General features: G+C 67.1%; 23 protein-coding genes. 14 read left to right on the forward strand and 9 right to left on the reverse strand.

Features of this window, described 5'->3' with window-relative positions; translation table 11 throughout:
• Window positions 1-118 precede the first annotated feature (118 nt).
• On the forward strand, window positions 119-751 hold the full coding sequence (locus AC6LJ9_RS12265) for a LysE family translocator (RefSeq protein WP_498147755.1): 633 nt from the start codon (window positions 119-121) through the stop codon (window positions 749-751).
• A gap of 121 nt (window positions 752-872) precedes the next feature.
• The gene (rimO, locus tag AC6LJ9_RS12270) at window positions 873-2,189 is read left to right on the forward strand and encodes a 30S ribosomal protein S12 methylthiotransferase RimO (protein WP_498147756.1); all 1,317 of its coding nucleotides are present in this window, start codon (window positions 873-875) and stop codon (window positions 2,187-2,189) included.
• Window positions 2,190-2,288: 99 nt separating this feature from the next.
• Here rimO and AC6LJ9_RS12275 read toward each other — a convergent pair whose 3' ends face one another.
• Window positions 2,289-2,606, reverse strand: coding sequence for a DMT family transporter (locus AC6LJ9_RS12275; RefSeq protein WP_498147757.1), 318 nt, complete (start codon window positions 2,604-2,606; stop codon window positions 2,289-2,291).
• 81 nt (window positions 2,607-2,687) lie between these two features.
• Between AC6LJ9_RS12275 and AC6LJ9_RS12280 the strand changes: the two genes are divergently transcribed.
• From AC6LJ9_RS12280 to AC6LJ9_RS12305, 6 genes are read left to right on the forward strand one after another with little or no spacing between them, the layout of a single operon-like run.
• Window positions 2,688-3,098, forward strand: a complete 411-nt coding sequence (locus tag AC6LJ9_RS12280) for a winged helix-turn-helix transcriptional regulator (RefSeq protein WP_498147758.1) — start codon at window positions 2,688-2,690, stop codon at window positions 3,096-3,098.
• 46 nt (window positions 3,099-3,144) lie between these two features.
• Window positions 3,145-3,729 carry an LOG family protein gene (locus AC6LJ9_RS12285; RefSeq protein ID WP_498147759.1) on the forward strand — a complete coding sequence of 195 codons (585 nt, stop codon included), beginning with the start codon at window positions 3,145-3,147 and terminating at the stop codon, window positions 3,727-3,729.
• A gap of 34 nt (window positions 3,730-3,763) precedes the next feature.
• Complete coding sequence (locus AC6LJ9_RS12290; protein ID WP_498147760.1) at window positions 3,764-4,345, forward strand: hypothetical protein; 582 nt, start codon at window positions 3,764-3,766, stop codon at window positions 4,343-4,345.
• A gap of 31 nt (window positions 4,346-4,376) precedes the next feature.
• Window positions 4,377-5,003, forward strand: coding sequence for an HAD-IA family hydrolase (locus AC6LJ9_RS12295; protein WP_212320714.1), 627 nt, complete (start codon window positions 4,377-4,379; stop codon window positions 5,001-5,003).
• Window positions 5,004-5,023: 20 nt separating this feature from the next.
• Window positions 5,024-5,650 carry a pyridoxamine 5'-phosphate oxidase family protein gene (locus AC6LJ9_RS12300; protein WP_498147761.1) on the forward strand — a complete coding sequence of 209 codons (627 nt, stop codon included), beginning with the start codon at window positions 5,024-5,026 and terminating at the stop codon, window positions 5,648-5,650.
• Window positions 5,651-5,690: 40 nt separating this feature from the next.
• Complete coding sequence (locus AC6LJ9_RS12305; RefSeq protein WP_498147762.1) at window positions 5,691-6,209, forward strand: class IV adenylate cyclase; 519 nt, start codon at window positions 5,691-5,693, stop codon at window positions 6,207-6,209.
• Window positions 6,210-6,319: 110 nt separating this feature from the next.
• Here AC6LJ9_RS12305 and fmt read toward each other — a convergent pair whose 3' ends face one another.
• The 4 genes from fmt to def all read right to left on the reverse strand — a co-directional run bounded on the left by fmt (window position 6,320) and on the right by def (window position 10,414).
• On the reverse strand, window positions 6,320-7,261 hold the full coding sequence (fmt, locus tag AC6LJ9_RS12310; protein WP_498147763.1) for a methionyl-tRNA formyltransferase: 942 nt from the start codon (window positions 7,259-7,261) through the stop codon (window positions 6,320-6,322).
• 119 nt (window positions 7,262-7,380) lie between these two features.
• The gene (locus tag AC6LJ9_RS12315; protein WP_498147764.1) at window positions 7,381-8,400 is read right to left on the reverse strand and encodes a ParA family protein; all 1,020 of its coding nucleotides are present in this window, start codon (window positions 8,398-8,400) and stop codon (window positions 7,381-7,383) included.
• Window positions 8,397-9,605, reverse strand: a complete 1,209-nt coding sequence (locus tag AC6LJ9_RS12320) for an RNA-binding domain-containing protein (protein WP_498147765.1) — start codon at window positions 9,603-9,605, stop codon at window positions 8,397-8,399. Before AC6LJ9_RS12320 ends, AC6LJ9_RS12315 begins: the two co-directional genes overlap by 4 nt.
• 296 nt (window positions 9,606-9,901) lie before the next feature.
• Window positions 9,902-10,414, reverse strand: a complete 513-nt coding sequence (def, locus tag AC6LJ9_RS12325; protein WP_212320710.1) for a peptide deformylase — start codon at window positions 10,412-10,414, stop codon at window positions 9,902-9,904.
• Between the two features lie 219 nt (window positions 10,415-10,633).
• Here def and dprA point away from each other — a divergent pair, with 219 nt between their 5' ends.
• The 3 genes from dprA to AC6LJ9_RS12340 all read left to right on the forward strand — a co-directional run bounded on the left by dprA (window position 10,634) and on the right by AC6LJ9_RS12340 (window position 13,331).
• Window positions 10,634-11,749, forward strand: coding sequence for a DNA-processing protein DprA (gene dprA / locus AC6LJ9_RS12330; protein ID WP_498147766.1), 1,116 nt, complete (start codon window positions 10,634-10,636; stop codon window positions 11,747-11,749).
• A 215-nt stretch (window positions 11,750-11,964) separates the two neighbouring features.
• Window positions 11,965-12,873: a hydroxymethylglutaryl-CoA lyase gene (locus AC6LJ9_RS12335; protein WP_212321445.1), complete on the forward strand. Its 909-nt coding sequence runs from the start codon at window positions 11,965-11,967 to the stop codon at window positions 12,871-12,873.
• The gene (locus tag AC6LJ9_RS12340; protein WP_498147767.1) at window positions 12,870-13,331 is read left to right on the forward strand and encodes a hypothetical protein; all 462 of its coding nucleotides are present in this window, start codon (window positions 12,870-12,872) and stop codon (window positions 13,329-13,331) included. Before AC6LJ9_RS12335 ends, AC6LJ9_RS12340 begins: the two co-directional genes overlap by 4 nt.
• A 233-nt stretch (window positions 13,332-13,564) precedes the next feature.
• Here AC6LJ9_RS12340 and AC6LJ9_RS12345 read toward each other — a convergent pair whose 3' ends face one another.
• Window positions 13,565-14,584, reverse strand: coding sequence for an amino acid ABC transporter substrate-binding protein (locus AC6LJ9_RS12345; RefSeq protein ID WP_103271465.1), 1,020 nt, complete (start codon window positions 14,582-14,584; stop codon window positions 13,565-13,567).
• A gap of 188 nt (window positions 14,585-14,772) precedes the next feature.
• Entirely contained in the window at window positions 14,773-16,014 is a 1,242-nt protein-coding gene (locus AC6LJ9_RS12350; RefSeq protein ID WP_498147768.1) for an aminotransferase-like domain-containing protein, read from the reverse strand.
• A 197-nt stretch (window positions 16,015-16,211) separates the two neighbouring features.
• Between AC6LJ9_RS12350 and AC6LJ9_RS12355 the strand changes: the two genes are divergently transcribed.
• The 3 genes from AC6LJ9_RS12355 (at window position 16,212) to sodC (ending at window position 18,747) form a co-directional block, all read left to right on the forward strand.
• Window positions 16,212-16,931, forward strand: coding sequence for a YggS family pyridoxal phosphate-dependent enzyme (locus AC6LJ9_RS12355; RefSeq protein WP_498147769.1), 720 nt, complete (start codon window positions 16,212-16,214; stop codon window positions 16,929-16,931).
• A 169-nt stretch (window positions 16,932-17,100) separates the two neighbouring features.
• Window positions 17,101-18,069, forward strand: a complete 969-nt coding sequence (locus tag AC6LJ9_RS12360) for a Bug family tripartite tricarboxylate transporter substrate binding protein (RefSeq protein ID WP_498147770.1) — start codon at window positions 17,101-17,103, stop codon at window positions 18,067-18,069.
• Window positions 18,070-18,219: 150 nt separating this feature from the next.
• Window positions 18,220-18,747 (forward strand): superoxide dismutase [Cu-Zn] SodC, encoded by a 528-nt coding sequence (sodC, locus tag AC6LJ9_RS12365; protein WP_498147771.1) that lies wholly within the window; start codon window positions 18,220-18,222, stop codon window positions 18,745-18,747.
• Window positions 18,748-18,796: 49 nt separating this feature from the next.
• On the opposite strand, the gene AC6LJ9_RS12370 is transcribed toward sodC, so the two are convergent.
• Together AC6LJ9_RS12370 and AC6LJ9_RS12375 are read right to left on the reverse strand one after the other, a co-directional pair.
• Window positions 18,797-20,668, reverse strand: coding sequence for a DUF3857 domain-containing transglutaminase family protein (locus AC6LJ9_RS12370; protein WP_498147772.1), 1,872 nt, complete (start codon window positions 20,666-20,668; stop codon window positions 18,797-18,799).
• Window positions 20,669-20,833: 165 nt separating this feature from the next.
• Window positions 20,834-24,796, reverse strand: coding sequence for a DUF3683 domain-containing protein (locus tag AC6LJ9_RS12375; RefSeq protein ID WP_498147773.1), 3,963 nt, complete (start codon window positions 24,794-24,796; stop codon window positions 20,834-20,836).
• Window positions 24,797-24,812 lie beyond the last annotated feature (16 nt).

Here is a 24,812-nt window from a genome sequence, read left to right on the forward strand (position 1 = left end):
GCCCCAACGTCAACAGAAACGACGCCGCGCCTGGACGCAGCCCCGCTGACAAGACAGCCAGTTCGCTGGACGAACCGCGCCGGCCGCGCCACACTGGCCGCTTGCCTCGGAGCCCTTCATGTCCACCGCCACCCTGCTGCTGTTCGTCCTGGCCTCGGCCGTCGCCATCGTCACCCCCGGCCCCACCGTACTGCTGGCCATGAGCAACGGCTCGCGCCACGGCGTGCGCGTCGCCTGTTGGGGCATGGCCGGCGCGGTGCTGGCGGACATGATCCTGGTCGGCGCGGTGGCGTCCGGCCTGGGCGTGTTGCTGGCGGCGTCCGAGGTCGCCTTCCAGGCGGTCAAATGGGTTGGCGCGGCCTACCTGGCCTGGCTGGGCTGGAAGATGCTGCGCTCGGACGCGGCCTTCGTCATGCCGGCCGACGATGCCGGCGCGCGCCATGCCAGCGGCTTCAAGCTGGGCTTGCGCAGCTTCATGGTGGCGCTGACCAACCCGAAGGCGCTGCTGTTCATGTCCGCCTTCCTGCCGCAGTTCATCAATCCCGCCGCGCCGCTGTTCGCCCAGTACGCCACCCTGGCCGCCGTGCTGGCGCTGATGAACGTCGCGACCATGCTGGCCTATGCCACGCTGGGCGCGCAGCTGGTGCGCGCCTTCCGCGGCGCCGGCCTGCGCTGGATGAACCGCGTCTGCGGCAGCCTGATGATGGGCCTGGCCGCCACGCTGGCGCTGTATCGGCGCGGGGCGCCGTGAGGTTCCTGGCCCCAAGCGGGCACGGACGCCCCAACCCGGTAAAATACCGCCCCCTGCCCCGCCGCGCTAAAATTGCGCACTATTTGATCATCGGCGCCGGCAGCGCCCACCGAGGTATCCCATGTCTTCCCCCAAAGTCGGCTTCGTCAGCCTGGGCTGTCCGAAAGCCCTGGTCGACTCCGAACGCATCCTGACCCAGCTCCGCACCGAAGGGTACGAAGTCACGCCCGAGTACAACGACGCAGATGTCGTGGTCGTCAACACCTGTGGCTTCATCGACAGCGCCAAGGCCGAATCGCTGGAAGCCATCGGCGAAGCGCTGGCCGAGAACGGCAAGGTCATCGTCACCGGCTGCATGGGCGTGGAAGAGTCCGTGATCCGCAACGTGCACCCCAGCGTGCTGGCCGTGACCGGGCCGCAGCAATATGAAGAGGTGGTGCGCGCCGTGCACAATGCCGCGCCGCCCAAGAAGGACCACAACCCCTACCTGGACCTGGTGCCGCCGCAAGGCGTCAAGCTCACGCCGCGCCACTATGCCTACCTGAAGATCTCCGAAGGCTGCAATCATCGTTGCAGCTTCTGCATCATCCCGTCGATGCGCGGCGACCTGGTCAGCCGGCCTGTGGGCGACGTGCTCAGCGAGGCCGAGCGCCTGGTCAAGGCCGGCGTCAAGGAACTGCTGGTGATCTCGCAGGACACCAGCGCCTATGGCGTGGACATGAAGTTCCGCAGCGGCTTCTGGAACGGCCGCCCGGTCAAGACCCGCATGACCGAGCTCTGTACGGCCTTGTCCGAAATGGGCGTCTGGACGCGCCTGCACTATGTGTATCCCTACCCGCACGTCGACGAGATCATTCCGCTGATGGCCGAAGGCAAGGTGCTGCCGTACCTGGACATTCCGTTCCAGCACGCCAGCCCGCGCATCCTGAAGGCCATGAAGCGTCCGGCCTTCGAGGACAAGACGCTGGCGCGCGTGAAGCGCTGGCGCGAGCAATGCCCGGACCTGACCATCCGCTCGACCTTCATCGTCGGCTTCCCCGGCGAGACCGAGGAAGACTTCCAGTACCTGCTGGACTGGATGCAGGAAGCCCAGCTCGACCGCGTCGGCTGTTTCCAGTATTCGCCGGTGGAAGGCGCGCCGGCGAACCTGCTGGACAACCCCGTGCCGGACGAGGTCAAGCAGGAACGCTGGGAACGCTTCATGGAACAGCAGCAGGCCATCTCCGCCAGCCGCCTGCAGGCCAAGGTCGGCCGCGAGATCGACGTGCTGATCGATGAGGTCGACGAAGACGGCGCCGTGGGCCGCAGCAGCGCCGACGCGCCAGAGATCGACGGCTGCGTCTACGTCAGCTCGGAACAACCGCTCAAGCCCGGCGACCTGGTGCGCGCGCGTGTCACCGACGCCGACGAGTACGACCTCTGGGCCGACAAGCTGTAAATCTGCGCGCGGGCCACGGCATCCTCTTGCGGCGCCGTGGCCGCGCCTGTCGGCCCTGGCGCGCGCGCCGCGACATGCGCGGCGGCAGCGCCCCCGCCCTCAGCCCTCCAGCGCCTTCAATCCGGCCACGCCGCCGATGATCAGCGCGATGCAGGCCAGCCGCGCCAGCGACGCCGACTCCCCGAACAGCGCGATGCCCAGCACGGCGATGCCGGTCGCGCCGATGCCTGTCCAGACCGCATAGGCCGTGCCCGCCGGCAGCTGCCGCAGCGCCAACGTCAGCAGGAACACACTGCCCAGCGCGGCCGCCACGCCCAGCACGCTGGGCCAGAGCCGCGTCCAGCCTTGCGCGTACTTCAAGGCCAGCGCCATCACGATTTCCGCCGCGCTCGCGGCGATCAACAACCACCAGGCCATCGCGGCCTCCTGTGCAAACTTCGAGGCCGCCCAGCTTACGGGCTATAGTGGGCGCGGAACAGTACGCACTTTCTGGTAACGATGGACACGCCCTCAACGCCCACGCCGACCGCCGACGTCTTCAACGCCGCCTGCCCTTCCCGCCACGCGCTCGAGCTGATCTCCGGCAAGTGGGTGCCGCTGCTGCTGCCGGCGCTGGCCGACGGCCCCATGCGCAACGGCGAATTGCTGCGCCGGCTCGACGGCATCTCGCAGAAGGTGTTGACGCAAACCCTGCGCGACCTCGAGCGCCACGGGCTGCTGCTGCGCGAGGACCTGCGCACGGTACCGCCGCATGTGCGCTACCGCCTGAGCGAATTGGGCCGCTCGCTCAACGTCGCGCTGCTGGCGCTGGATCGCTGGGCCGAAACCCATCACCAGGAATTGCAGGCCGCGGCAAGCCGGCACGACGCCCGGCCGGCGCAGGGACAAGCGCGCCACGCCCCGCGCTGAAGCGCCGCGCAACCTTGCGTAAACTATCGCTTTTCCGGACAGAACAATGAAGAATCTCTGCGTCTATTGCGGTTCGAATCCCGGCAACCGCCCCGACTACATCGAACAGGCCCGCGCGCTGGCGCGCGAGCTGGTCAAGCGCGACATCGGCCTGGTCTACGGCGGCTCGGTGGTCGGCATCATGGGCGAGGTCGCCAATGAAGTGCTGGCCGGCGGCGGCCGCGTGATCGGCGTGATCCCCGAACTGCTGCTCAAGAAAGAACACGCGCATCGCGGCCTGACCGAGCTGCACCTGGTGCAGACCATGCACGAGCGCAAGGCCATGATGATCGACAAGGCCGACGGCTTCATCGCCCTGCCCGGCGGCGCCGGCACGCTGGAGGAATTCTTCGAGGTCTGGACCTGGGCCCAGCTGAACATGCACGAGAAGCCCTGCGGCCTGCTCAACGTGGCCGGCTACTACGACGCCATGCTCCAGTTCCTGGACCACGCCGTGGCCGAATCCTTCATCCGCCCCCAGCACCGCGACATGCTGGTGGTCGAGCAGGACCCCGTCGCGCTGCTGGACCGCTACGCCGCCTACCAGGCGCCGATCGTCTCGAAGTGGTTCGAGCCGGTCAAGGCCGCCTGACGCGGCCGGATCGGGCGGTCCCGTCATCATCGACATGGAAACCCACGCAATGACCCATGCTCCGCAGCCCCACTCCAGCACGGAATCCGTCCTGCGCGACTACTTCCATGCCAAGGACGAGAACCGTCCGCTGTACATGGCCCGCGCCTTCGCGCCCGACGCCGTGCTGAAGATGGCGCTGCGCACGCAGGCCATCGCCTTTCCGCCCGAATCGCACGGCCTGGCCGCCATCACCGACACGCTGGTGCGCAAGTTCGGCCAGACCTACGACAACGTCTTCACGTTCTACCTGTCGCGCCCCGAGGCCGGCCAGCGGCTGTCCGAGTATCGCTGCGACTGGCTGGTCGGCATGACCGAAAAGGCCGGCGGCGCCGTGCGCGTCGGCTGTGGCCGCTACGACTGGAACTTCCAGTCCGAGCCGTATCGCGCAGAGCGCCTGACCATCACCATCGAGACCATGGTCACGCTGCCGCCGGACGACGCCGGCGCGGTCTTCGGCTGGCTGACGGCGCTGGACTATCCCTGGACCGACGCACGCCGCGTGGTGGCCGGCGCGCCGCCGCTGGAAGCGCTGGCGCCGGTCGTGCACTACCTGCTACACCCCAACGGCCAGTAGCCCCGCGCCTGGCTGGCACCGGATCCGATTCTTGAAATACGACTTCGCCGCCTTCGACTTCGACGGAACCCTGGCAGACACCATGCCCTGGTTCAACTCCGTCCTGAACACCGTGGCCGAGAAATACGGCTTTCGCCAGATCGACGCGGCCGAGCGCGAGCAGCTGCGCCACCGCGATCCGATGGCGATCCTGAAGTACCTGGGCATTCCGCTGTGGAAGCTGCCCGCCATCATGACCCACATGCGCGAGCTGATGCGCGACATCGACCCGTCCGTGCATCTGTTCGACGGCATGGTCGACGTGCTGGCCACGCTCAAGGCCGCCGGCCTGCGGCTGGCGGTGGTCAGCTCGAATTCGGTCGAGAACGTGCAGCGCGTGCTCGGGCCGCACGCGGCCGCGCTGTTCGACGATTACGAATGCGGCACCGACCTGTTCGGCAAGGCCGCCAAGATCGACCGCCTGCTGCAGCGGCACCAGATCGCGCCGGAACGCTTCCTGCTGGTGGGCGACGAAATCCGCGACATCGAAGCGGCGCGCAAGGCCGGCGTGCGGATCGCCTCGGTGGGCTGGGGCTACAACCATGTCGACGCCTTGCGCGAACGCCAGCCCGATGAACTGCTGCTGACCGTGGCGGAACTGCCCGCCGTCCTGACCTGACCCTTGCCCTTCACGTCATCATGCGCCTCGATCCCGACCATCTCGTCACCGACTCCGACGCCCTGCAAGCGCTGTACGGCGAACCCGGTGTAGCCTCGCTGAAGAAGGAAGTGGACCACGTCCACCCGCATTACCGCGCCTTCATCGAGGCCTCGCCCTTCGCCATGCTGGCCACGGCGGGACCGGACGGCCTGGACGCCTCGCCGCGCGGCGACCCAGCCGGATTCGTCGTGGTCGAAGACGAGAAAACCCTGCTGCTGCCCGACCGGCGCGGCAACAACCGCATCGACAGCCTGCGCAACATCCTGGCCGACCCGCGCGTCGCCCTGCTGTTCCTGGTGCCGGGCGTGGGCGAGACGCTGCGCGTCAACGGCCTGGGCCGCATCAGCACCGATCCGGCGCTGCTGGAACGCTTCGGCATGGACGGCAAGCTGCCGCGCTCGGTGCTGGTGGTCGAGGTGCAGACCGTGTACTTCCAGTGCTCGCGCGCGCTGCTGCGCTCGCGCCTGTGGGACGCGTCCACCCAGGTGCCGCGCAGCGCCCTGCCCAGCGCCGGCCGCATCCTGTCCGACCTGACGGCCGGCACCTTCGACGGCGTCGCCTACGACCGCGATTTTCCGGCGCGCGTGGCCAAGACGCTGTACTGAAACCCGGGCGCGGCCCTGCGCCCACAACCTGGAGTCGTGCATGGCCCGCAACGTCGAAATCAAGGCGCGCGTCGACAGCCTGGCCGCCATCGAGCCGATCGCGGCGTCGCTGTCGGGCCAGCCGCCCCAGGCCATCGCCCAGGACGACACCTTCTTCGCCTGCGCCCAAGGCAGACTGAAGCTGCGCGCCTTCGCCGACGGCCATGGCGAGCTGATCTTCTACCGCCGCGCCGACGACGCCGGCCCGAAGGAAAGCTTCTATGTGATCTCGCCCACGGCATCGCCCGACACGCTGCGCGAGACGCTGCAGCTGGCCTGTGGCGTCATCGGCCGGGTGCGCAAGCAGCGACGGGTCTATATGGCCGGACGCACCCGCATCCACCTGGACCGCGTCGAAGGGCTGGGGGAATTCCTGGAGCTGGAAGTGGTGCTGCGGGAAGATGAAAGCGCGGAGACCGGCATGGTCGAGGCGCACAGTCTGCTGGCCAGCCTGGGCGTGAAACCTGCGCAGCTGCTGTCCGGCGCCTACCTGGACCTGCTGGCCGCGCAGGCCCGGTGAAACCGGCGCGCATCCGTCGCACGTCCGTCGTCGATGCCGCTGACGCGATCCGGCAGACTGCGCCGCCGGCTCCCGCAGCACGCAGACGCGGCGCGTGACGCGACAGCGCCTCAGGCCGGCTGCCAGCCCCGCACGAACACATCCACTGGCTGGCGCTTGCCGCCGGCCTTCTGCAACTCCAGCAAGCGCAACGCGCCTTCGCCGGTGGCGATGTCGATGCCATCCGCATCGGCGCGCAGCACGCTGCCGGGAACCGCGCCCGCCGGCGCGGGAACGGCTTCGGCGCGCCAGATCTTCACCGGATCGTCCAGGCCGGGCAGGCGGATATTGGCGCCCGGCACCGGATTGAAGGCCCGCACGCGGCGGGCCAGCAGGCTCGCCGGCTGCGCGCAGTCCAGCGCGGCCTCGGCCTTGTCCAGCTTGGCGGCGTAGGTCACGCCTGCCTCGGGCTGCTTGCGGGCCGGCAGGCCGTCGGCGGCCAGCGCCCGCAGCGCTGCCACGATGGCCTCGCCGCCGGCCTCGGCCAGCGCGTCGCGCAACTGCGCGGCATTGGTCTCGGCGCCGATCGGCACCACGCGTTCCAGCAGCATGTCGCCCGTGTCCAGGCCCGCGTCCATCTGCATGATGGTCACGCCGGTCTGCGCGTCGCCGGCCTCGATGGCGCGCTGGATCGGCGCCGCGCCGCGCCAGCGCGGCAGAAGGCTGGCATGGATGTTCAGGCAGCCCAGGCGCGGCAGGTCCAGCACCCATTGCGGCAGGATCAGGCCGTAGGCGGCCACCACCATCACATCGGGCGCGATGGCGCGCAGTTGCGCCTGCGCCTCGGCGGCCTCGTCGGGATAACGACCGTCGAGTCGCAGGCTGCGCGGCTGGGCCACGGCGATGCCGGCGTCCAGCGCGGCCTGCTTGACCGGGCTGGGCGTGAGCTTCAGGCCACGGCCGGCGGGCCGGTCGGGCTGGGTCAGGACCAGGGGAATGTCATGGCCGGCCGCCCGCAACGCGTCAAAGGCGATGCGAGCGAACTCCGGCGTGCCGGCGAATACGAGACGCATGGGAATACAGAAATTCAGAGGTTGTTAGGGCGCTATTGATCAGGATAGTGTTTCCTGAACCTATGTCTCAATGGCGAGGGGGCACATCAAAACCGTACGGATTCAATCCCGCCAGCTCATCAATCCCACTCGTCATCTGGCAACGCAAGGTCGATCCGTTTGGCGACTTCTTTAGCCAACACCTTGAAGTCACCGTAGGCCTTTTGAACCGCATTTGCATGCGATCCAATAGCGCCATCTGCCGCGCGCAGCGAAAAAATGGGCTTGCGCGCTTCTTGCGCCAGCGGCATCAAACTGTTGTAGTTTTTCAGCATCGCCAGACAATAATTGTCTTCTTCTATGCTGGGCAACCGCTTTTTCCCTGGATTTTCACCCAGCACGCTGCATCGAAACTCCCTGGGAATTTGCTCAAGCCAGCGTGTGTAGGCTTTGACCGGTCGAGTCAGGCGTACACCATGACGCATGGCGATGTAGCCCACGGGCGTCATATCACCACTAGGTAACGCAAAAGTCGCCATCCCCCAACTGTCACGCCGCTTGTTCCATCCATCACGCCAGTCGCGCAGCGTGGGACCAAGGTTGCGCAATCCCTGCAGAGAAAACAAATCAGCCCCCAATGGCACGACAACATGATTGCTGCCCAACAACGCTGCCCGATTGATCGCTCCCAGATTGGGGCCGACGTCAATCACGATCAAGTTCGCCTCAAATCGTGTCGCGGCTTCCTGGGCACTGCGCCAGAAAGCGGTCAAGATCCGGAAGGGTCGGGTTTTGTTCTTGTCATCCATGACCTCGGTCCATGTGGCCGAGAGCTGGTCCTCAAAGCCAGATAGGCCCAAGTCGCCTGGAATCAATGCCAATCTAGAATTGATGGACTGATAGTCAACTGGCGCGAAATCACCGACATCAAGCAGCGGCTTGACACTATCGAAGATGGTGGCGGTGGTCGTTTCCTCTTGCCAGATGTCCGCGAGCTTGTCCTCATCCAGAAACGCTGCGGTGAGATTGGCCTGCGGATCCAAATCAACCGCCAGAACCCGCACGCCCAACTCGGCGAACATGGATGAAAGGTGATAGACAAGCGAGGTCTTGCCAACGCCACCCTTGTTATTGAAGAAGGTGAGCACAGGAATTGTCATGCCGCGCTCCGAACAACGACCAGAACATGCGTGGGACTGACGGTGAATTCCGGAGGCGGATTGCCATTCTCCGCCAAAAGTCGCCGCGCTGTAGCAATGCCAACGCCAAAGCGCTGCACATAACCGAGCACCTTCAACGCCTCCGCCAGATGAGGATTGCGGTAGTCGGTAACACCGGGCTGCCCAAAATTCACCGAATTCACCACGCCATACGGTCCGCCCGGACTGATGATCTCGATACGGTCATTAAACCAGGTAATGCGAATTGGGGAATGGGTCGCCTCGTAAGTGCGATGCATGACGGCATTGCGCACCAATTGCTGAAGCGCCGCCAACGGATAGGCGGCTACTCGTCGCTCCATGTCCCTGGACGTCAAATCGACGCCGACGGAAATATGCGCCTTCAGTTTGTCGTCCAGGCGGCTCAGGATCTCCCCGATGCGTCCGTCAATCACTGACTCATCCAAGATGGGCGCATCCAATTCCGCCCCATCGATGCGAAGGAATTGAACATAGTCGCAAGGGATCAGGTCGCGCGGCTGAGTGCCGACCACGAGACCGCCCAACACCGTGGGCATGCCCGATGCTACCGATTCGATCATGCGACAAGCACTCAGACGCTCTTCATAGGTGCGGTGATTTGCCTGAAGTACATCCGCGGAAAATGCACCCGGCAGATAGTCAGATTCAAACGCGCTGCGATTGATGTCGGCCAACGTCGCAAATGAGATCGGCTGCAAATCGAACGGCAAATCACGGTGACGGCGCCGTTCAGTCAGCACTCGCTCATCCTGCGCACTGGCGGTGTCCCGCCGAGGCCCCGTGCGAATCCAGATTCTTCCCTTGTATTTCACGGGTGGCGCGTCAGCAGGCATGACGGTAATGACCGCAACATCACCACCAGGAAGAGCCCTTTTTTCAACCAGCATGCTGGGCAGCGGCAAGATGTTTCCATCCGAGCGAATATCGGACAGGGTGAGCAGCAGGTCATCGGTCACGTCCAAACCAACCGGAGTCCCATCCTTATCCCTGACTCCGATGAAGACAACGCCGGCTTTTCCGTGCCCGGGTAGATCATTGGCAAATGCGCAGACAGCCTGACGCACCTTGTCCGGTGATTCGCCCTTGAAGCTCTCTTTGCGCTCCACCCGATCCGATTCAAGATCGGAGAGCAACGCCAACAGCTCTTCATCTGTAAGTCTCATGTGGTCTCTCAGTAATGCCAGGGATTCATCGACCATCCATGCGCTGTGCCACTATCCCGTACCACGCATCTCCCCCCTCACGGACTCCGACCCGGAGGAACCATGAAGTGTAATAGCGTGATGAGGAAAAGAGCCTCAACGGGCTACCGCAGACTGGGAAAGGACGTTTTGAGCGACCCATCGGCACCACTGCCTTCCATCCGCCGGGATAGCTTCCATCCAGCGCGCGCCTCTACAACAACACCGCATCGAATTCGGACATTTCAACGCCTGCCCGCAGCGCTCACCTTGCAAGATCAGGCGCGCTCGGCTTCGCGCTCGGCCTTCTTCAGCTTGGTCTTGATGCGGTTCTGCTTGAGGTTCGACAGGTATTCCACGAACACCTTGCCGTCCAGATGGTCCAGCTCGTGCTGCACACAGACCGCGAGCAGGCCGTCGGCCTCGAACTCGAAGGGCTTGCCGTCGATGTCCAGCGCCTTGCAGCGGATGCGGGCGGCGCGCTCGACTTCATCGTAGATGCCCGGCACCGACAGGCAGCCTTCTTCGTAGATCTTGTAGTCGTCGCTATGCCAGGTGATCTCGGGATTGATCAGCGTCAGCAGTTGGTTGCCGTCTTCGGACACGTCGATCACGACCAGGCGCTCATGCACATCCACCTGCGTGGCGGCCAGGCCCACGCCGGGCGCGTCGTACATGGTCTCGGCCATGTCGCGGGCCAGCTGGCGGATGCGCTCGTCGACCTCGGCCACGGGCTTGGCTTTCTTGTGCAAGCGCGGGTCGGGGTAGCGAAGGATGGGAAGTAAAGCCATGAAGAAGGATCGCCAATGATTGATTGCTTTGGCATGAGTTTAATTCATTAGAGTATTGATTTCTAATAGTTTTCGGCTAACTTGGCGTTCGCTTTGGATGTGGCCCTGCTTTCAGCGCCGGGGGGTGCGCGATTCGATCCACCCCTGGGCCGGCGGGCCGCGCCGCGCCGTGCGACACTCTGGCCCCATCATCGCCCGCAATCCGTATCCGCCCCGCCCATGCCCCTGACCCAAACCGCCGCCGAACTGTCCGCCTGGCTGCGCCTGTCCCTGGAGCCGAACGTCGGCCCGGCCACCGCCTGCACGCTGCTCAGCGCGCTGGGCCTGCCCGAGCAGATCTACGCGCAGCGGGCCACCGCGCTGGCGCGCCACCTGCCCGAGGCGCTGGCGCGGCAATTGGCCGCGCCCATGCCGGCGGACATGCAGGCGCAGGTGGAGCGCAGCCTGGAATGGGCCGAGGCGCCGGACCACCACATCCTGACGCTGGCCGATCCCGGCTATCCGCAAAGCCTGCTGACCATTTCCGATCCACCCATCCTGCTGATGGTCACGGGCAAGCCGGCCTTCCTGCAGGGCCCGGCGCTGGCCGTGGTGGGCGCGCGCAGCGCCACGCCCGGCGGCCAGGAAAACGCGCGCGCCTTCGCCCGCCACCTGGCATCGCATGGCTGGCGCGTGGTCAGCGGACTGGCCCTGGGCATCGACGCCGCCGCGCACGAAGGCGCGCTGGACGCGGGCGCGCAGGGCGGCGGCACCGTCGCCGTGATGGGCACGGGCATCGACCGCATCTATCCGGCCCGCCACCGCGAGCTCGCGCACCGCATCGCCGCGCATGGCGCGCTGGTGTCCGAACTGCCGCTGGGCACGGGCGCGCTGCCGCAGCACTTTCCCAAGCGCAACCGCATCGTGGCGGGACTGGCGCGCGGCGTGCTGGTGGTGGAAGCGGCCAGGCAAAGCGGCTCGCTCATCACCGCGCACCTGGCCGGTGAATGCGGCCGCGAGGTCTTCGCCATTCCGGGCTCCATCCATTCGCCGCTGTCGCGCGGCTGCCATGCGCTGATCCGCCAGGGCGCGAAACTGGTGGAGACGGCGCAGGACATCACCGACGAGCTGGGCGGCTCGCCGCTGCCGTCCCGCCCGGCCCCGCGCGCATCGGCGGCCCCATCGCTGCCCGCCCATCCCGTGCTGGAAGCGATGGGCTTCGATCCGCTGCACCTGGACGCCATCCAGGCCCGCAGCGGCCTGGACATCGCCGACCTGCAGACGCAGCTGGTCGAGCTGGAACTGGCGTCGCGCGTCGCGCGGCTCGACGACGGACGCTACCAGCGCCTGAAGTGAAGCCGCGCGAAGCAGCGCATGCGCCACCGCCCCGCAGACCGGCCGCGCAGGCGGCGCGGCGTGGCGAATCCGCGCCATGCCCGCACCGCGCCAGCCCGCAGCAGACTGCCTGACCGCGCGGCATCAGCGGCATTTAGCGGGGCCGGACCATGCCGGTTTCATGCGCGGTAATATGGTTCCGGGCCGCGCTGGCCCGTACCGATACAGGAAGAGACATGGCTTTGCCCTCCCGCGTCAAGATCGTCGAAGTATCGCCCCGCGACGGTCTGCAGAATGAAAAGGAATTCGTGCCCACCGACGTCAAGGTGGAGCTGATCGACCGCCTGGCCGCCGCCGGCTTTCCCAATGTCGAGGCGGCTTCCTTCGTCTCGCCCAAGTGGGTGCCGCAGATGGCCGACGGCGCCGAGGTGATGACGCGCATCGCGCGCCGCCCCGGCACGATCTACTCGGTGCTGACGCCCAACATGAAGGGCTTCGAGGGCGCGCTGGCGGCCCGCGCGGACGAAATCGTGATCTTCGGCGCGGCCAGCGAGGCCTTCTCGCAAAAGAACATCAACTGTTCGATCGCCGAGTCCATCGCCCGCTTCGAGCCCGTGGCCGAAGCGGCGCGCGCGGCCGGCATCCGCGTGCGCGGTAGCATCAGCTGCGCGCTGGGCTGCCCCTATCAGGGCGAGGTCGCGCCGGAAGCCGTGGTCGATGTGGCGCGGCGCTACCTGGCCATGGGCGTGGACGAGATCGACGTGGCCGACACCATCGGCGTGGGCACGCCGCGACGCGTGCGCGAAGTCATGGAAGCGGTGACGCGGGTGGTGGATCCTGCGCGCGTGTCCGGTCATTTCCACGACACCTACGGCCAGGCGCTGGCCAACATCCTGGCCGCGCTGGAAACCGGCATCTCGATCTTCCACACCTCGGTCGCGGGCCTGGGCGGCTGCCCCTACGCCAAGGGCGCGACCGGCAACGTGGCCACCGAGGACGTGCTCTACATGCTGCGCGGCCTGGACATCGACACCGGCGTGGACTTCGACGCCGTGGTGGACATCGGCCAGTGGATGGCCGGCCACCTGAACCGCAAGGGCTCCAGCCGCGCTGGCAACGCCATCGCGGCCAAGCGCGCCGCATGAGCGTGAACGCAAGCGCGCCGACCGCCGAGGAACGCGCCGCGCTGCTGCGCGATATCGGGCCCCTGCCCTTGTCGGGCCAGGCCTGGCCCGACTGGGTCCGCATCCTGTCCTGGGTGATCCTGGCGGTGCTGGGCGTACAGGCGGTCACCTCCGCCATCGGCGCGCCGGACGCGCTCGAAGCGCTGCCCGCCCTACTGGCCGGCCTGTGCTTCGCCGCGCTGCTGTTCGTGGCCTGGCACATGCAGAACTCGATCACCACCATCGACGAGCGCGGCCTGCGCCAGAGCTGGTACCGACGCCGTGAAGTGGCCTGGGAAGACGTGCGCCAGGCGCGCTTCGTGCCCATGCTGTTTTCCAAGCGGCTGGTGATCTTCACGTACAGCGGCCGGCCGGTGATCTTCCAGGGTGGCACGCGCGAGCTGCGCGCGGCGTTCGTCAAGATCGCTAGAGCGTATTGATCCCCCCCCGAAGCGCTGCGCGCTTCCCCCCCAGGGGGGCGCAGCTACGGACCGGCGGAGCCGGATCCGTGCTGCCCCGATGGTGGAGCGCTGGTGGCTTGCGGAGGGGATGGCTCGATTGGGCGTTGCATGGCTCAGATGTTCATTGCCGCGCGGGAAACCGATCAGGGCAAAAAACGGCCTCATGTTTTGCATGAGGCCGTTTTCTTGTCTTGCGGGTTTGCCGTGGGGGGCTAGCGGATCGGCAGTGCGTACATGAGGCCGCCTTGCGTCCATTGCGCGTTCAGGCCGCGCTGGATTTTCAGCGGGCTGCCCTGGCCGACGTGGCGTTCGAAGCTCTCGCCGTAATTGCCCACCTGCTTGACGATCTGGTAGGCCCACTTTTCGTCCAGCCCCAGGTTGGCGCCGCTGCCGGCTGTGACGCCAAGGATGCGCTTGATGTTGGGGTTGGCGCTGTTCTTGGCCAGGTCGTCCACGTTCTTGGAAGTGATGCCGTATTCCTCGGCCTCGATCATGGCGGACAGCGACCAGCGCACGATGTTGAGCCAGGCGTCGTCGCCCTGGCGCACGAAGGGGCCCAGCGGTTCCTTGGAGATGATCTCGGGCAGCACCACGTAGTCGTCCGGGTTCTGCAGCTTGGAGATGCGGATCGAGGCCAGGCCCGAGGCGTCGGTGGAGAACACGTCGCAACGGCCGGCCGCGAAGGCGTTGACCACTTCGTTGAAGGTCTCGATGACGACCGGCTTGTAGGTGACGTGATTGGCGCGCGCCCAATCGGCCAGCGTGTTCTCGTTGGACGTGCCGGTCTGCAGGCAGATGGTGGCGCCGTTGATGTCCTTGGCGCTCTTGACGCCCAGCGACTTGGGCACCAGGAAGCCCTGGCCGTCATAGAAATTGATGCCGGCGTGGATGATGCCCAGCGCGGTGTCGCGCTGCTGCGTGACCGTGGTGTTGCGCGTCAGCACGTCCACTTCGCCCGATTGCAGGGCCGTGAAGCGCTGCTGCGAATTGAGCGGCACCACCTTGATCTTGTCGGCGTCGCCGAACACCGCGGCGGCCACGGCGCGGCACAGATCCACGTCCAGACCTTGCCACTTGCCTTGCGCGTCGGGCGCGGAAAAGCCCGCGAAGCCCGTGGTCGTGCCGCAAGTCACGGCGCCGCGCTGGCGCACCACGTCCAGCGTGGCCGCTTGCGCGCCCTGTGCCGCGGCCGCCAAGAGCGCCGCGCCGATCAAGCCTTTTGCAATGTTCATGACCTGGATTCCTGTCCTGTTGATGCCGGGCGCGGAAACGCGCCAAGCCGCGAAGCTTATCGACATAAGGCGCCCGCAACAAATAACGGCCGCTTATTTAGGTATGCCTGCCACGCAGGAAGCGTGACTGGCGGGAACAAGAGTAAACCGTGGCGGCGGTCCGCCGCGCCGCGCGCGTTTGCGAAGGATCAGGCCGCCAGCGAAATCGACACCGGCGCGTTGGCCTCGCAGGCATCCAGCGCGCGGCCCAGCCGCACCATGCCCTCGGCGATCTGGGCCTCGTTCATGGTGGCGAAGGACATGCGCATGGCGTGCAGGTCGGCCTGCGCCGCGTCGGCGTAGAAGGCCTTGCCCGGCACGTACACGACTTCATGTTCGATGGCGTAGGGCAACAAGCGCGTGGCGTCGATCTCGCCCGTCAGGCGGGCCCAGAAGAACATGCCGCCCTCGGGCTTGCTGAAGCGCACGCGCCCGTCCAGCTCGCGCGACAGCGCCTCGGCCATCGCGTCGCAGCGCAGGCCGTAGGCGGCGCGGATGCGCGGCACATACTCTTCGTAGCGGCCGTTAGCCAGGTATTGCGCCACCACTTCCTGAATCCAGGCCGAGCAGGCCATGTCGTCGGCCGCCTTGGCACTGACGCAGCGGCCACGGATCGCGGACGGCGCCACCAGCCAACCGATGCGCAGCCCCGGCGCCATGGTCTTGGACATGCTGGCCAGGTAGACGGCCCAGTGACGGGCCTCGCCCTCGGCCAGCGCGGCGATGGGCGGCACGGCCTCGCCGGCGAAGCGCAGCTCGCTGTAGGGATCGTCCTCAACGATCAGGAAGCGGTGCTTGACGGCCAGCTCCAGCAGGCGCAGCCGGCGCGCGCGCGTCAGCGTCGCGCCGCAGGGGTTCGAGAACGAGGCCACCACGCACACGATCTTGGGCTTGACGCGCGCGGCCAATTCATCGAGCGCATCCACGTCGATGCCTTCGGGGCCGGACGGCACGGTGTGCACGGTGGCGCCGGTATAGCGCAGCGCCTGCACCGAATTCGGGAAGGCCGGCGTCTCGATGATGGCGTGGTCGCCCGGCTGCAGCATGACGCGCGTCAGCAGCGCCAGCGCCTGTTGCGAACCGCCGGTGACGGCCAGCTCGGTGTCCGCGTCGCAGCGCAGGCCGCGCGCGGCCGACAGGCGCGCCAGCTCATGGCGCAGGCTGGCCTGGCCGTCGATGTTCGAATACTGCAGGCAGGCGCCCAGGCGCGCCATGACCTGGGACGAGGCCAGCGACAGGCCGTCCACGTCGAACAGCTCGGGCGCCGGATAGCCGCCGGCCAGCGAGATCGTGCCCGGACGCATGGCGTAGGGCATGAGCGAGCGGATCGGCGAGGCGGGGGGATTCAGGAAGGGCGTGGCAAAGGCGTATTCGGGCGCTGCGCTGGACATGGCGGGACGATGGGCAGGAGGAAGGACCGTGTCGCCCGCGGGGCGGCGCCGGATGGCTTGGAACCTTGAGACATAAAGAAATGCCGATAAATTCTAAGCCTGCGAATTGCACAGGGTCAACGCCATCCCGGCCCCTTGTGGCGGAACCCGCCGCCACAGTCCTAAACTATGGGACATCGCATATTCCAGAGACCTGCATGACCGCCATCGACACCATGGCCGGGCGCCTCGCCCAGATCCGGCTACGCATCGCCCAGGCCTGCCAGCGCGCCGGCCGCGACCCGCTGGACGTGACGCTGCTGCCGGTCAGCAAGACCTTCGGCGTCGACGCCGTCCGCGAAGCCATGGCGCTGGGCCTGACCCGGTTCGGCGAGAACAAGACGCAGGAAATCCGCCAGAAGGCGGCCGCCCTGTCGGGGCAGGGCCTGCAATGGGTGCTGATCGGCCATCTGCAGACCAACAAGGCCAAGGACGCGGCGCGCGACGCCGCCGAGGTGCAATCGCTGGACCGCCTGGACCTGGCCGAGGCCCTGCACCGCCGGCTGGCGCAAGAGGACCGCACGCTGGACGCGCTGGTGCAGGTCAAGACCTCCAGCGAGCCCAGCAAATACGGCATGGCGCCGGAGGACGTGTCGGCCTTCCTGCGCCGCATCGCGTCCGACTTCCCCACGCTGCGCGTGCGCGGCCTGATGACGCTGGCCGTGAACTCGCCCGATCCCGCCGAGGTGCGGGCGTGCTTCCGCGCGCTGCGCGAGCTGCGCGACCGGCTGCGGCAGGACCTGCCCGACGGCATGTCGCTGGACCGGCTGTCGATGGGCATGAGCGGCGATTTCGAGCTGGCCATCGAGGAAGGCTCGACCGAGGTGCGCATCGGCACGGCCGTCTTCGGCGCCCGCAGCTATCCCGAGCCGCAATAGCCGGACCTCCTCGCGCGCGCCCGGGCGGCCGGATGCCGCGCCGCAGCGCCTGAAAAACCGCAACCATGCGCCGAAACGCGCAGGCATAATAACGGCGCAAAACAGCGCGGCCGCGCCGAGCGGCGCCCGCCCGCGCATCCATATCGATCCCGCACGAGGAGACAACCCCATGCACAAGCACGCGAAGCGCCTGTTGGCGCTGGCCGCCCTGTCCCTGGCCGCCACGGCTGCCAACGCCCAATCCTGGCCCACCCAGCCGATCCGCTGGATCGTGCCCTATCCGGCCGGCGGCGGCGCCGACGTGGTCGCGCGCACGGTCGCCGGCGGCATGGAAAAGCCGCTGGGCCAGACCATCGTGGTCGAGAACCGCCCCGGCGCGGCCACCATCATCGGCGCGACCGCCGTGTCCCAGGCCGAGCCGTCCGGCTACATGATCGGCACCGCCGATTCGGGCACGCTGGCCTTCAACCCCTCGCTGTACGCCAAGCTGTCCTACGACCCGTCCAAGTTCACCTACATCGGCGGCATCGCCAAGTTCCCGCTGCTGCTGGCGGTGAACGTGAACTCGCCGTACAAGTCGGTGGCCGACGTGATCGCGGCCGCCAAGAAAGAGCCGGGCAAGCTGACCGCCGCCTCGGCCGGCGCGGGCTCGCCCCACCATCTGGCGCTGGAGCTGTTCAAGCAGCGCACCGGCGCCGAGCTGCTGCATGTGCCCTACAAGGGCGCCGCGCCCGCCATCCAGGACCTGCTGGGCGGACAGGTGGACGTGATGTTCATCGACCTGGCCGCCGGCCTGCCCAACGTGAAGGCGGGCAAGCTGCGCGTGCTGGCCGCGGCCACGCCCGAGCGCGTCGCCGTGCTGCCGGACGCGCCGACCATGGCCGAGCAAGGTGTGGCCAACTTCACCGCCTACGCCTGGCAGGGTCTGGTGGCGCCGGCCGGTCTGCCGGAGAACGTGGTCAAGAAGCTGTCGGCCGATCTGGACGCCACGCTCAAGACCCCGGCCGTTTCGCAGAAGATGATGGACATGGGCGTGATCCCCATGCCGCTGTCGGCACAGGAATTCAAGGCCTATGCCGACCAGGAACGCACCGCCTGGGCGGACGTGATCAAGAAGGCCGGCATCAAGCTCGAATGAGCGCGCCGGCATGACACGGGACGCGGCCTTCGGGCCGCGTTTTTTTTCGTCCCGACGCCTTGATGAACTCTTGAGCTTGCTTCCGCCGCTTTCATGCGCTGGCTCTAATCGCCGCAACCATCGCGCGATGCGCATCAATCAGGAGTCTTCATGAAAGCCCGCGTTTTCCTTTCCCTGGCCCTGGCCCTGCCGGCCGCGGCCCACAGTTTCACCGTGCAGATGATGCACGTCACGCCGGATGGCATCGGCCAGCTGGCCGGCACCGTGGTGATCGAGGATAGCCCCGCCGGCGCCCGCCTGACGCCGGACCTGCGCGGCCTGCCGGCGGGTCCGCACGGCTTCCACCTGCACCAGAACGGCGACTGCGGCCCGACCGTGGTCGACGGCAAGGCCACGCCCGCCGGCGCGGCGGGCGGACACTGGGATCCGGCCGGCCACGGGCATCACCTGGGTCCGCAGCTGGGCCACGCCGCCGGCAAGGGTCACCAGGGCGACCTGCCCCGCCTGGAAGTTTCCGCCGATGGCAGCGTCCACGGCACCGTGGTCGCGCCACGCCTGAAGGCCAACGATTTCAAGGGCCGCAGCCTGATGATCCATGCCGGCGGCGACAACTACAGCGATACGCCCGCGCCGCTGGGCGGCGGCGGGGCGCGCATCGTCTGCGGCGTCGTGCGCTGAACATCCGCGCCTGCCCGGCTCGCCGGACAGGCAGCCGCGCCGGCGCGCGTCAGGCCGGCGGCAGTTTCACGGCCATGCGCAGCTGCTCCGCGCAGGCACGGCCCTGCTCGACCGCCTCGCCGAATGCGTCCGACATGATATCGGCGTGGCTGAACCACGCGGCTTTCCTCACCGACTTGTAGCGATAGCGGTAACCGGCGTCCGTGGGTTCGCCGTCCAGGTCCAGATCGAACCAGGACGAGCGCAGCGTGCAATGCAATGCCGGCGACTCGACGGTCGCGCCCGTGAGCGTCACGTCGAACGCCATGGTTTCCGGCGCCCCCAGGTAAACATCGGCCAATTGGCCCGATCGGCGATAGCGCGCGAAATCTTCCCAATCGTTCGCCAGATAGTCTTGTGCACGAACATGGTGGTCGCCCACCCGCTCCACCGGCTTCAGGTCGACCAGCTCGGCGTCGAGACGGTACGCCGGCGGCATGACGAAATCGCCGGGCTCGCGCCGCAATACACAATCCCGGTTCTCGGCCGCGAAATTGCGGCACAACACCTGGTCCATGCCCGCCTTGCCGTTCTGCCGTTCGCTGAGGAATAGCGAGGCCACGGACATACCCGACAGCACGACGGACGCGCGGACCTCGGCCTGCCCGTCCCCCCGGAAGCGCTCATGGCGGACGACGGCAAGGCCATCCGCGCTCGGGCTTGCCAGCGGGATATCCTCGCGGCGCACGCCGCCCCTGTCATCGAACACCAGCGCCCAACGCTGCTGAAGGTCCTGCATGGTCAAACCCGGCACGAACACGAGATTGGTGGGATCGAGCCACCAGATGGCGCCGTCCACCTCGGCACGCACGATCGCGTGATTGGGCGCGAACAAACCCGGCAACAGCAACTCCGGCGCGACGGCCCCCCGCGCCACCAGTGCTGGCTCGGCCTTGATGCCCGCGCCGCGTAGCATGGCGGTAAGCAAAATGGCCAGATCCTTGCAGTCGCCATAGCCGTGGCTTTCGATTTCCTGCAGGGAAAACGGAATCTGGCCGCGCTCTGTGCCGCGCCAGTCGCCCAGATAACGATAGTGATCGTTGATGTGCCGCATGAGGCTGGCAACGGCTTGCTCGGGCGGCCGGTTGCGCGCCGCTTGCGCCGCCACCGCGGCTGCCTTGGGCAGCGCAGCGGCGAGGATCTTGTTGTAGCGCGCGGCGAACGGACCAAAATAGTCCTGCGCCGCCGTGGCGCTGCCAACCTCCAGCCGCGGTGACCGCCGAAGATAGCCCCGCTCCGGCTCATCGATATAGGAGAGATAACGCGGCGCGCTTTTCAGGTCGACGACGATACGCTTGCCATCGGCGGAAGCATTGATCCGGAAATCATCCATCGCCTGGGCGCGCCAGACCATCGGCCGATCCGCGAAAAACTCGCCATGGAAACGATCCTGTCGCACCGAGCGCGGCGCCTGCTCCATCACGTAGTGAAAGTGCGTGGCATGCGGCACGACGGCGAATCGCTCGCGCAGCGTAAAGACGATGGCGCTACCGACGCGCAGGTTGGGAAACGCCAGCGAGGTCTGCTTCTGCCGAAGAAAGCCCTGTTCCGGATTGGGCGCCATGCGCGTGTCGATCTGCGCGGCATCCAGCGCGACCGGCTTCTCGCCGGGCTGGATCACTTCGGCGCGCAAGACCTCAAGACTGTCGTTTTCCGCATAGCTGCGATCGATTCGCGAAACCATGTCGCGTCCGGCCTGCGTCAGGATGGTGTAGCGATATGTGCTCAGGCACTCGGTACTGTTGTCATTGCCGAAGCGGCATTGGAACTCGGCATCCTCGGCCAGAGGCGCTTCGGATACGGGCTGCAGCGCGGCGGCGGCGGGCAGGCTGGTCGCCGCCAGGAAGGCGGCCAGGATCGGGGTGCGGGGAAAACGGGGCATCAAACGGCGAGCCATCAAAATTTAAATTGAGACTCAATGTTATTTGATACATAGTAACCATACAAGCCATGGACCGCCGCCAGCGCCGTGCAAAGCAAAACGCCCGGCGAAATCGCCGGGCGTTTGCAAGACAGCGATGCCTGCCAGCAGGCGGGCGCGTGACAACTACACCAGCACGCGCTCGATGCCGCCCGCGTTGGCGCGGCGCACATAGTCTTCCATCCAGCCTTCGCCCAGGATGTGCCGCGCCATCTCGACCACGATGTAGTCGGCGTCCATGCCGGTGTCGCCCTCGTAGCGCGACAGGCCCTGCAGGCAGGACGGACAGGACGTCAACACCTTCACGTCGCCGTTGTAGCCGTCGCCGCGCAGCGTCTCCGCGCCCTTGAGCAGCTCTTCCTGCTTGCGGAAGCGCACCTGCGTGGACACGTCGGGCCGCGAGACGGCCAGCGTGCCGGACTCGCCGCAGCAGCGGTCGCTCTTGATGGCGCCGTCGCCCACCAGCGAACGCACGGTCTTCATCGGATCCTGCAGCTTCATGGGCGTGTGGCAGGGATCGTGATACATGTAGCGCACGCCCTTGGCGCCGTCGAGCTTGATGCCCTTTTCCAGCAGGTACTCGTGGATGTCGATCAGGCGGCAGCCCGGGAAGATCTTGTCGAACTCATAGCCCGACAGCTGGTCGTAGCAGGTGCCGCAGCTGACCACCACGGTCTTGATGTCCAGGTAGTTCAGCGTGTTGGCCACGCGGTGGAACAGCACCCGGTTGTCGGTGATGATCTGCTCGGCCTTGTCGGTCATGCCGTTGCCGCGCTGGGGATAACCGCAGCACAGGTAACCCGGCGGCAGCACGGTCTGCACGCCGGCGTGCCACAGCATGGCCTGGGTGGCCAGGCCCACCTGCGAGAACAGGCGCTCGGAGCCGCAGCCGGGGAAGTAGAACACCGCCTCGGTGTCGGCCGAGGTCGACTTGGGATCACGGATGATCGGGACGTAGTTGGCGTCCTCGATGTCCAGCAGCTTGCGCGCGGCCTGCTTCGGCAACCCGCCCGGCATTTTCTTGTTGACGAAGTGGATCACCTGCTCGCGCAGCGCCGGCTTGCCCACCGTGGCGGGCGGCTGCGCGGTCTGCTTGCGCGCCAGGCCCGACAGCAGGTCGTGCGCGGCGCGCTGGATCTTGTAGCCCACGCCCACCATGGCCTTGCGGGTGGCGTTGATGGTGGCCGGATCCTTCGCGTTCAGGAAGAACATGGCGCTGGCCGTGCCGGGGTTGAACGACTTGCGGCCCATGCGGCGCAGCAGCGCGCGCATGTTCATGGACACGTCGCCGAAGTCGATGTCCACCGGACAGGGCGTGTAGCACTTGTGGCAGACCGTGCAGTGGTCGGCCACGTCCTCGAACTCTTCCCAGTGCTTCAGGCTGACGCCGCGACGGGTCTGCTCTTCGTACAGGAAGGCCTCGACCAGCAGCGAGGTCGCCAGGATCTTGTTGCGCGGCGAGTACAGCAGGTTCGCGCGCGGCACGTGGGTCGAACAGACCGGCTTGCACTTGCCGCAGCGCAGGCAGTCCTTGATGGATTCGGAGATGGCGCCGATGTCGCTCTGCTGCATGATGAGCGACTCGTGTCCCATCAGGCTGAAGCTGGGCGTCCAGGCATGGCGCAGGTCGGCGCCGGGCATGAGCTTGCCGGCGTTGAAGTGGCCGTTGGGGTCGACGCGGCGCTTGTACTCCTGGAACGGGGCCAGCTCGGCCTCGGTCAGGAATTCGTACTTGGTCAGGCCGATGCCGTGCTCGCCGGAGATCACGCCGTCCAGGTCGCGCGCGATCTGCATGATGCGCTCGACGGCCGCATGGGCTTCGCGCAGCATGCCGTAGTCGTCGGAGTTGACCGGGATGTTGGTGTGCACGTTGCCGTCGCCGGCGTGCATGTGCAGGGCCACGAACACGCGGCTCTTGAGCACGCGGCCATGGATGGCGACGAGTTCATCCAGGCTGCGCTTGCCGGCCGCGCCGGAAAACAGGCGCTGCAGGCCCGCCAGCACTTCGACCTTCCAGGACACGCGGATGGTCCGGTCCTGCACCACGTCGAAGACGCGCGCGGCGGGCTGCGCGGCCAGGCGATCCGACAGCGCGCCTTGCAGTGCGCCCAGGCCCAGCCGGCCCAGTTCGGGCAGCGCCTGGATCAGCGGCAGGTCCAGATTGTCCAGCAGCCATTGCCAGCGCTGGCGCGCGCCGGCCAGCAGGTCCTGCGCCTGGCGCGTGCGCTCGGCCAGCACCTCGGCGCGGGTGATCTCGGCATCGGCCGCGTCCTCGGCCTTGCCCACCGGCAGCGGGCTTTCCAGGTAGGCGTCCAGCTCGGCCAGCAGCCGCAGCTTGTTGCTGGTGGACAGCTCGATATTGATGCGCTCGATGTGATCCGTGTACTCGCCCATGCGCGGCAGCGGGATCACCACGTCTTCATTGATCTTGAAGGCGTTGGTGTGGCGCGCGATGGCGGCGGTGCGCGAACGGTCGAGCCAGAATTTCTTGCGCGCCTCGGCGCTGACGGCCACGAAGCCTTCGCCGTGGCGCGTATTGGCCAGGCGCACCACTTCGCTGGCGGCCGCGGCCACCGCGTCCTCGTCGTCGCCGACGATATCGCCGATCAGGACCATCTTGGGCAGCACGCCGCGCTTGCTCTTGGTGGCGTAGCCCACCGCGCGCAGGTAGCGCTCGTCCAGGTGCTCCAGGCCGGCCAGGATGGCGCCGCGCTCGCGGCCCTCGCCGTCCAGGTAGCCCTTGACCTCGACGATCGACGGAATCGCGTCGCGCGCCTGGCCGAAGAACTCCATGCAGACCGTGCGGGTGTGCTTGGGCATGCGATGCAGCACCCAGCGCGCCGAGGTGATCAGGCCGTCGCAGCCTTCCTTCTGCACGCCAGGCAGGCCGGCCAGGAACTTGTCGGTGACGTCCTTGCCCAGGCCTTCCTTGCGGAACACGCGGCCGGCGATCTCCAGCGTCTCGGTCTTGAGCAGGCGTTCGCCGGGCTTGCCGCGACCATCGAACCACTTGAGCTCGAAACGCGCCACGTCCACGTCGTGGATCTTGCCCATGTTGTGGGCCAGGCGCGTGACCTCGAGCCAGTTGCCGTCCGGATCGACCATGCGCCACCAGGCCAGGTTGTCCAGCGCGGTGCCCCACAGCACGGCCTTCTTGCCGCCCGCGTTCATGGCGATGTTGCCGCCCACGCAGGACGCCTCGGCCGAGGTCGGGTCCACCGCGAACACGAAGCCGGCGGCCTCGGCGGCCTCGGACACGCGCTTGGTCACCACGCCGGCGCCGGCGTGGATCACCGCCACGGGCTCGGTCAGGCCGGGCAGGATACAGGACTCGACCTTGCCCAGCTTGTCGAATTTCTCGGTGTTGATGACGGCCGACTTCCAGGTCAGCGGAATGGCGCCGCCGGTATAGCCGGTGCCGCCGCCGCGCGGCACGATGGTCAGGCCCAGTTCGATACAGGCAGTGACCAGCGCGGCGATCTCGTCCTCCGAATCCGGCGTCAGCACCACGAACGGATATTCGACGCGCCAGTCGGTGGCATCGGTCACGTGCGAGACGCGCGACAGGCCGTCGAACTTGATGTTGTCGCGCGCGGTGATGCGGCCCAGCGTCTTCTGCGCCTGCTTGCGCAGCATGGCGGTCTGGTCGAACTCGCCCTCGAAGGCGGCAATGGCGGAACGCGCCCGCGCCAGCAGGCTCACGACCTTCTCGTCGCGCTGCGGATCATGGCCGGCCTCGGCCGGCGTGCCCGGCTCGCGGCGGCGGTCGATCTCGCCCACGCGATGGTTCAGCGCGTCGATCAGCTGCTTGCGGCGCTTGGGATTGTCCAGCAGGTCGTCCTGCAGGTAGGGATTGCGGCGCACCACCCAGATGTCGCCCAGCACTTCGTACAGCATGCGGGCGGAACGGCCGGTGCGGCGCTCGCCGCGCAGGTCGCTGAGCAGGCTCCAGGCGTCGTCGCCCAAAAGCCGGCCCACGATTTCCCGGTCGGAAAACGAGGTGTAGTTGTAGGGAATCTCGCGCAAGCGCGCGGGTGCGGCGGGCGGCAACGCCCCTGTCAGGATGTGGCTAGCGAGTGGGGCGTTCATGGAAGCGCAAGAGTGG

This window comes from Achromobacter sp. 1011811831, from assembly GCF_059760905.1.

Coding starts and splice junctions, on each gene's coding strand:
- AC6LJ9_RS12350 (WP_498147768.1), bottom strand. CDS start 16,014: ATGTCCAGCGCAGCGCCCGAATACGCCTTTGCCACGCCCTTCCTGAAT.
- AC6LJ9_RS12285 (WP_498147759.1), top strand. CDS start 3,145: ATGAAGAATCTCTGCGTCTATTGCGGTTCGAATCCCGGCAACCGCCCC.
- AC6LJ9_RS12290 (WP_498147760.1), top strand. CDS start 3,764: ATGGAAACCCACGCAATGACCCATGCTCCGCAGCCCCACTCCAGCACG.
- fmt (WP_498147763.1), bottom strand. CDS start 7,261: ATGCGTCTCGTATTCGCCGGCACGCCGGAGTTCGCTCGCATCGCCTTT.
- rimO (WP_498147756.1), top strand. CDS start 873: ATGTCTTCCCCCAAAGTCGGCTTCGTCAGCCTGGGCTGTCCGAAAGCC.
- def (WP_212320710.1), bottom strand. CDS start 10,414: ATGGCTTTACTTCCCATCCTTCGCTACCCCGACCCGCGCTTGCACAAG.
- AC6LJ9_RS12335 (WP_212321445.1), top strand. CDS start 11,965: ATGGCTTTGCCCTCCCGCGTCAAGATCGTCGAAGTATCGCCCCGCGAC.
- AC6LJ9_RS12275 (WP_498147757.1), bottom strand. CDS start 2,606: ATGGCCTGGTGGTTGTTGATCGCCGCGAGCGCGGCGGAAATCGTGATG.
- AC6LJ9_RS12280 (WP_498147758.1), top strand. CDS start 2,688: ATGGACACGCCCTCAACGCCCACGCCGACCGCCGACGTCTTCAACGCC.
- AC6LJ9_RS12355 (WP_498147769.1), top strand. CDS start 16,212: ATGACCGCCATCGACACCATGGCCGGGCGCCTCGCCCAGATCCGGCTA.
- AC6LJ9_RS12315 (WP_498147764.1), bottom strand. CDS start 8,400: ATGACAATTCCTGTGCTCACCTTCTTCAATAACAAGGGTGGCGTTGGC.
- AC6LJ9_RS12345 (WP_103271465.1), bottom strand. CDS start 14,584: ATGAACATTGCAAAAGGCTTGATCGGCGCGGCGCTCTTGGCGGCCGCG.
- AC6LJ9_RS12320 (WP_498147765.1), bottom strand. CDS start 9,605: ATGAGACTTACAGATGAAGAGCTGTTGGCGTTGCTCTCCGATCTTGAA.
- AC6LJ9_RS12265 (WP_498147755.1), top strand. CDS start 119: ATGTCCACCGCCACCCTGCTGCTGTTCGTCCTGGCCTCGGCCGTCGCC.
- AC6LJ9_RS12370 (WP_498147772.1), bottom strand. CDS start 20,668: ATGCCCCGTTTTCCCCGCACCCCGATCCTGGCCGCCTTCCTGGCGGCG.
- AC6LJ9_RS12375 (WP_498147773.1), bottom strand. CDS start 24,796: ATGAACGCCCCACTCGCTAGCCACATCCTGACAGGGGCGTTGCCGCCC.
- AC6LJ9_RS12360 (WP_498147770.1), top strand. CDS start 17,101: ATGCACAAGCACGCGAAGCGCCTGTTGGCGCTGGCCGCCCTGTCCCTG.
- AC6LJ9_RS12305 (WP_498147762.1), top strand. CDS start 5,691: ATGGCCCGCAACGTCGAAATCAAGGCGCGCGTCGACAGCCTGGCCGCC.
- AC6LJ9_RS12340 (WP_498147767.1), top strand. CDS start 12,870: ATGAGCGTGAACGCAAGCGCGCCGACCGCCGAGGAACGCGCCGCGCTG.
- sodC (WP_498147771.1), top strand. CDS start 18,220: ATGAAAGCCCGCGTTTTCCTTTCCCTGGCCCTGGCCCTGCCGGCCGCG.
- dprA (WP_498147766.1), top strand. CDS start 10,634: ATGCCCCTGACCCAAACCGCCGCCGAACTGTCCGCCTGGCTGCGCCTG.
- AC6LJ9_RS12300 (WP_498147761.1), top strand. CDS start 5,024: ATGCGCCTCGATCCCGACCATCTCGTCACCGACTCCGACGCCCTGCAA.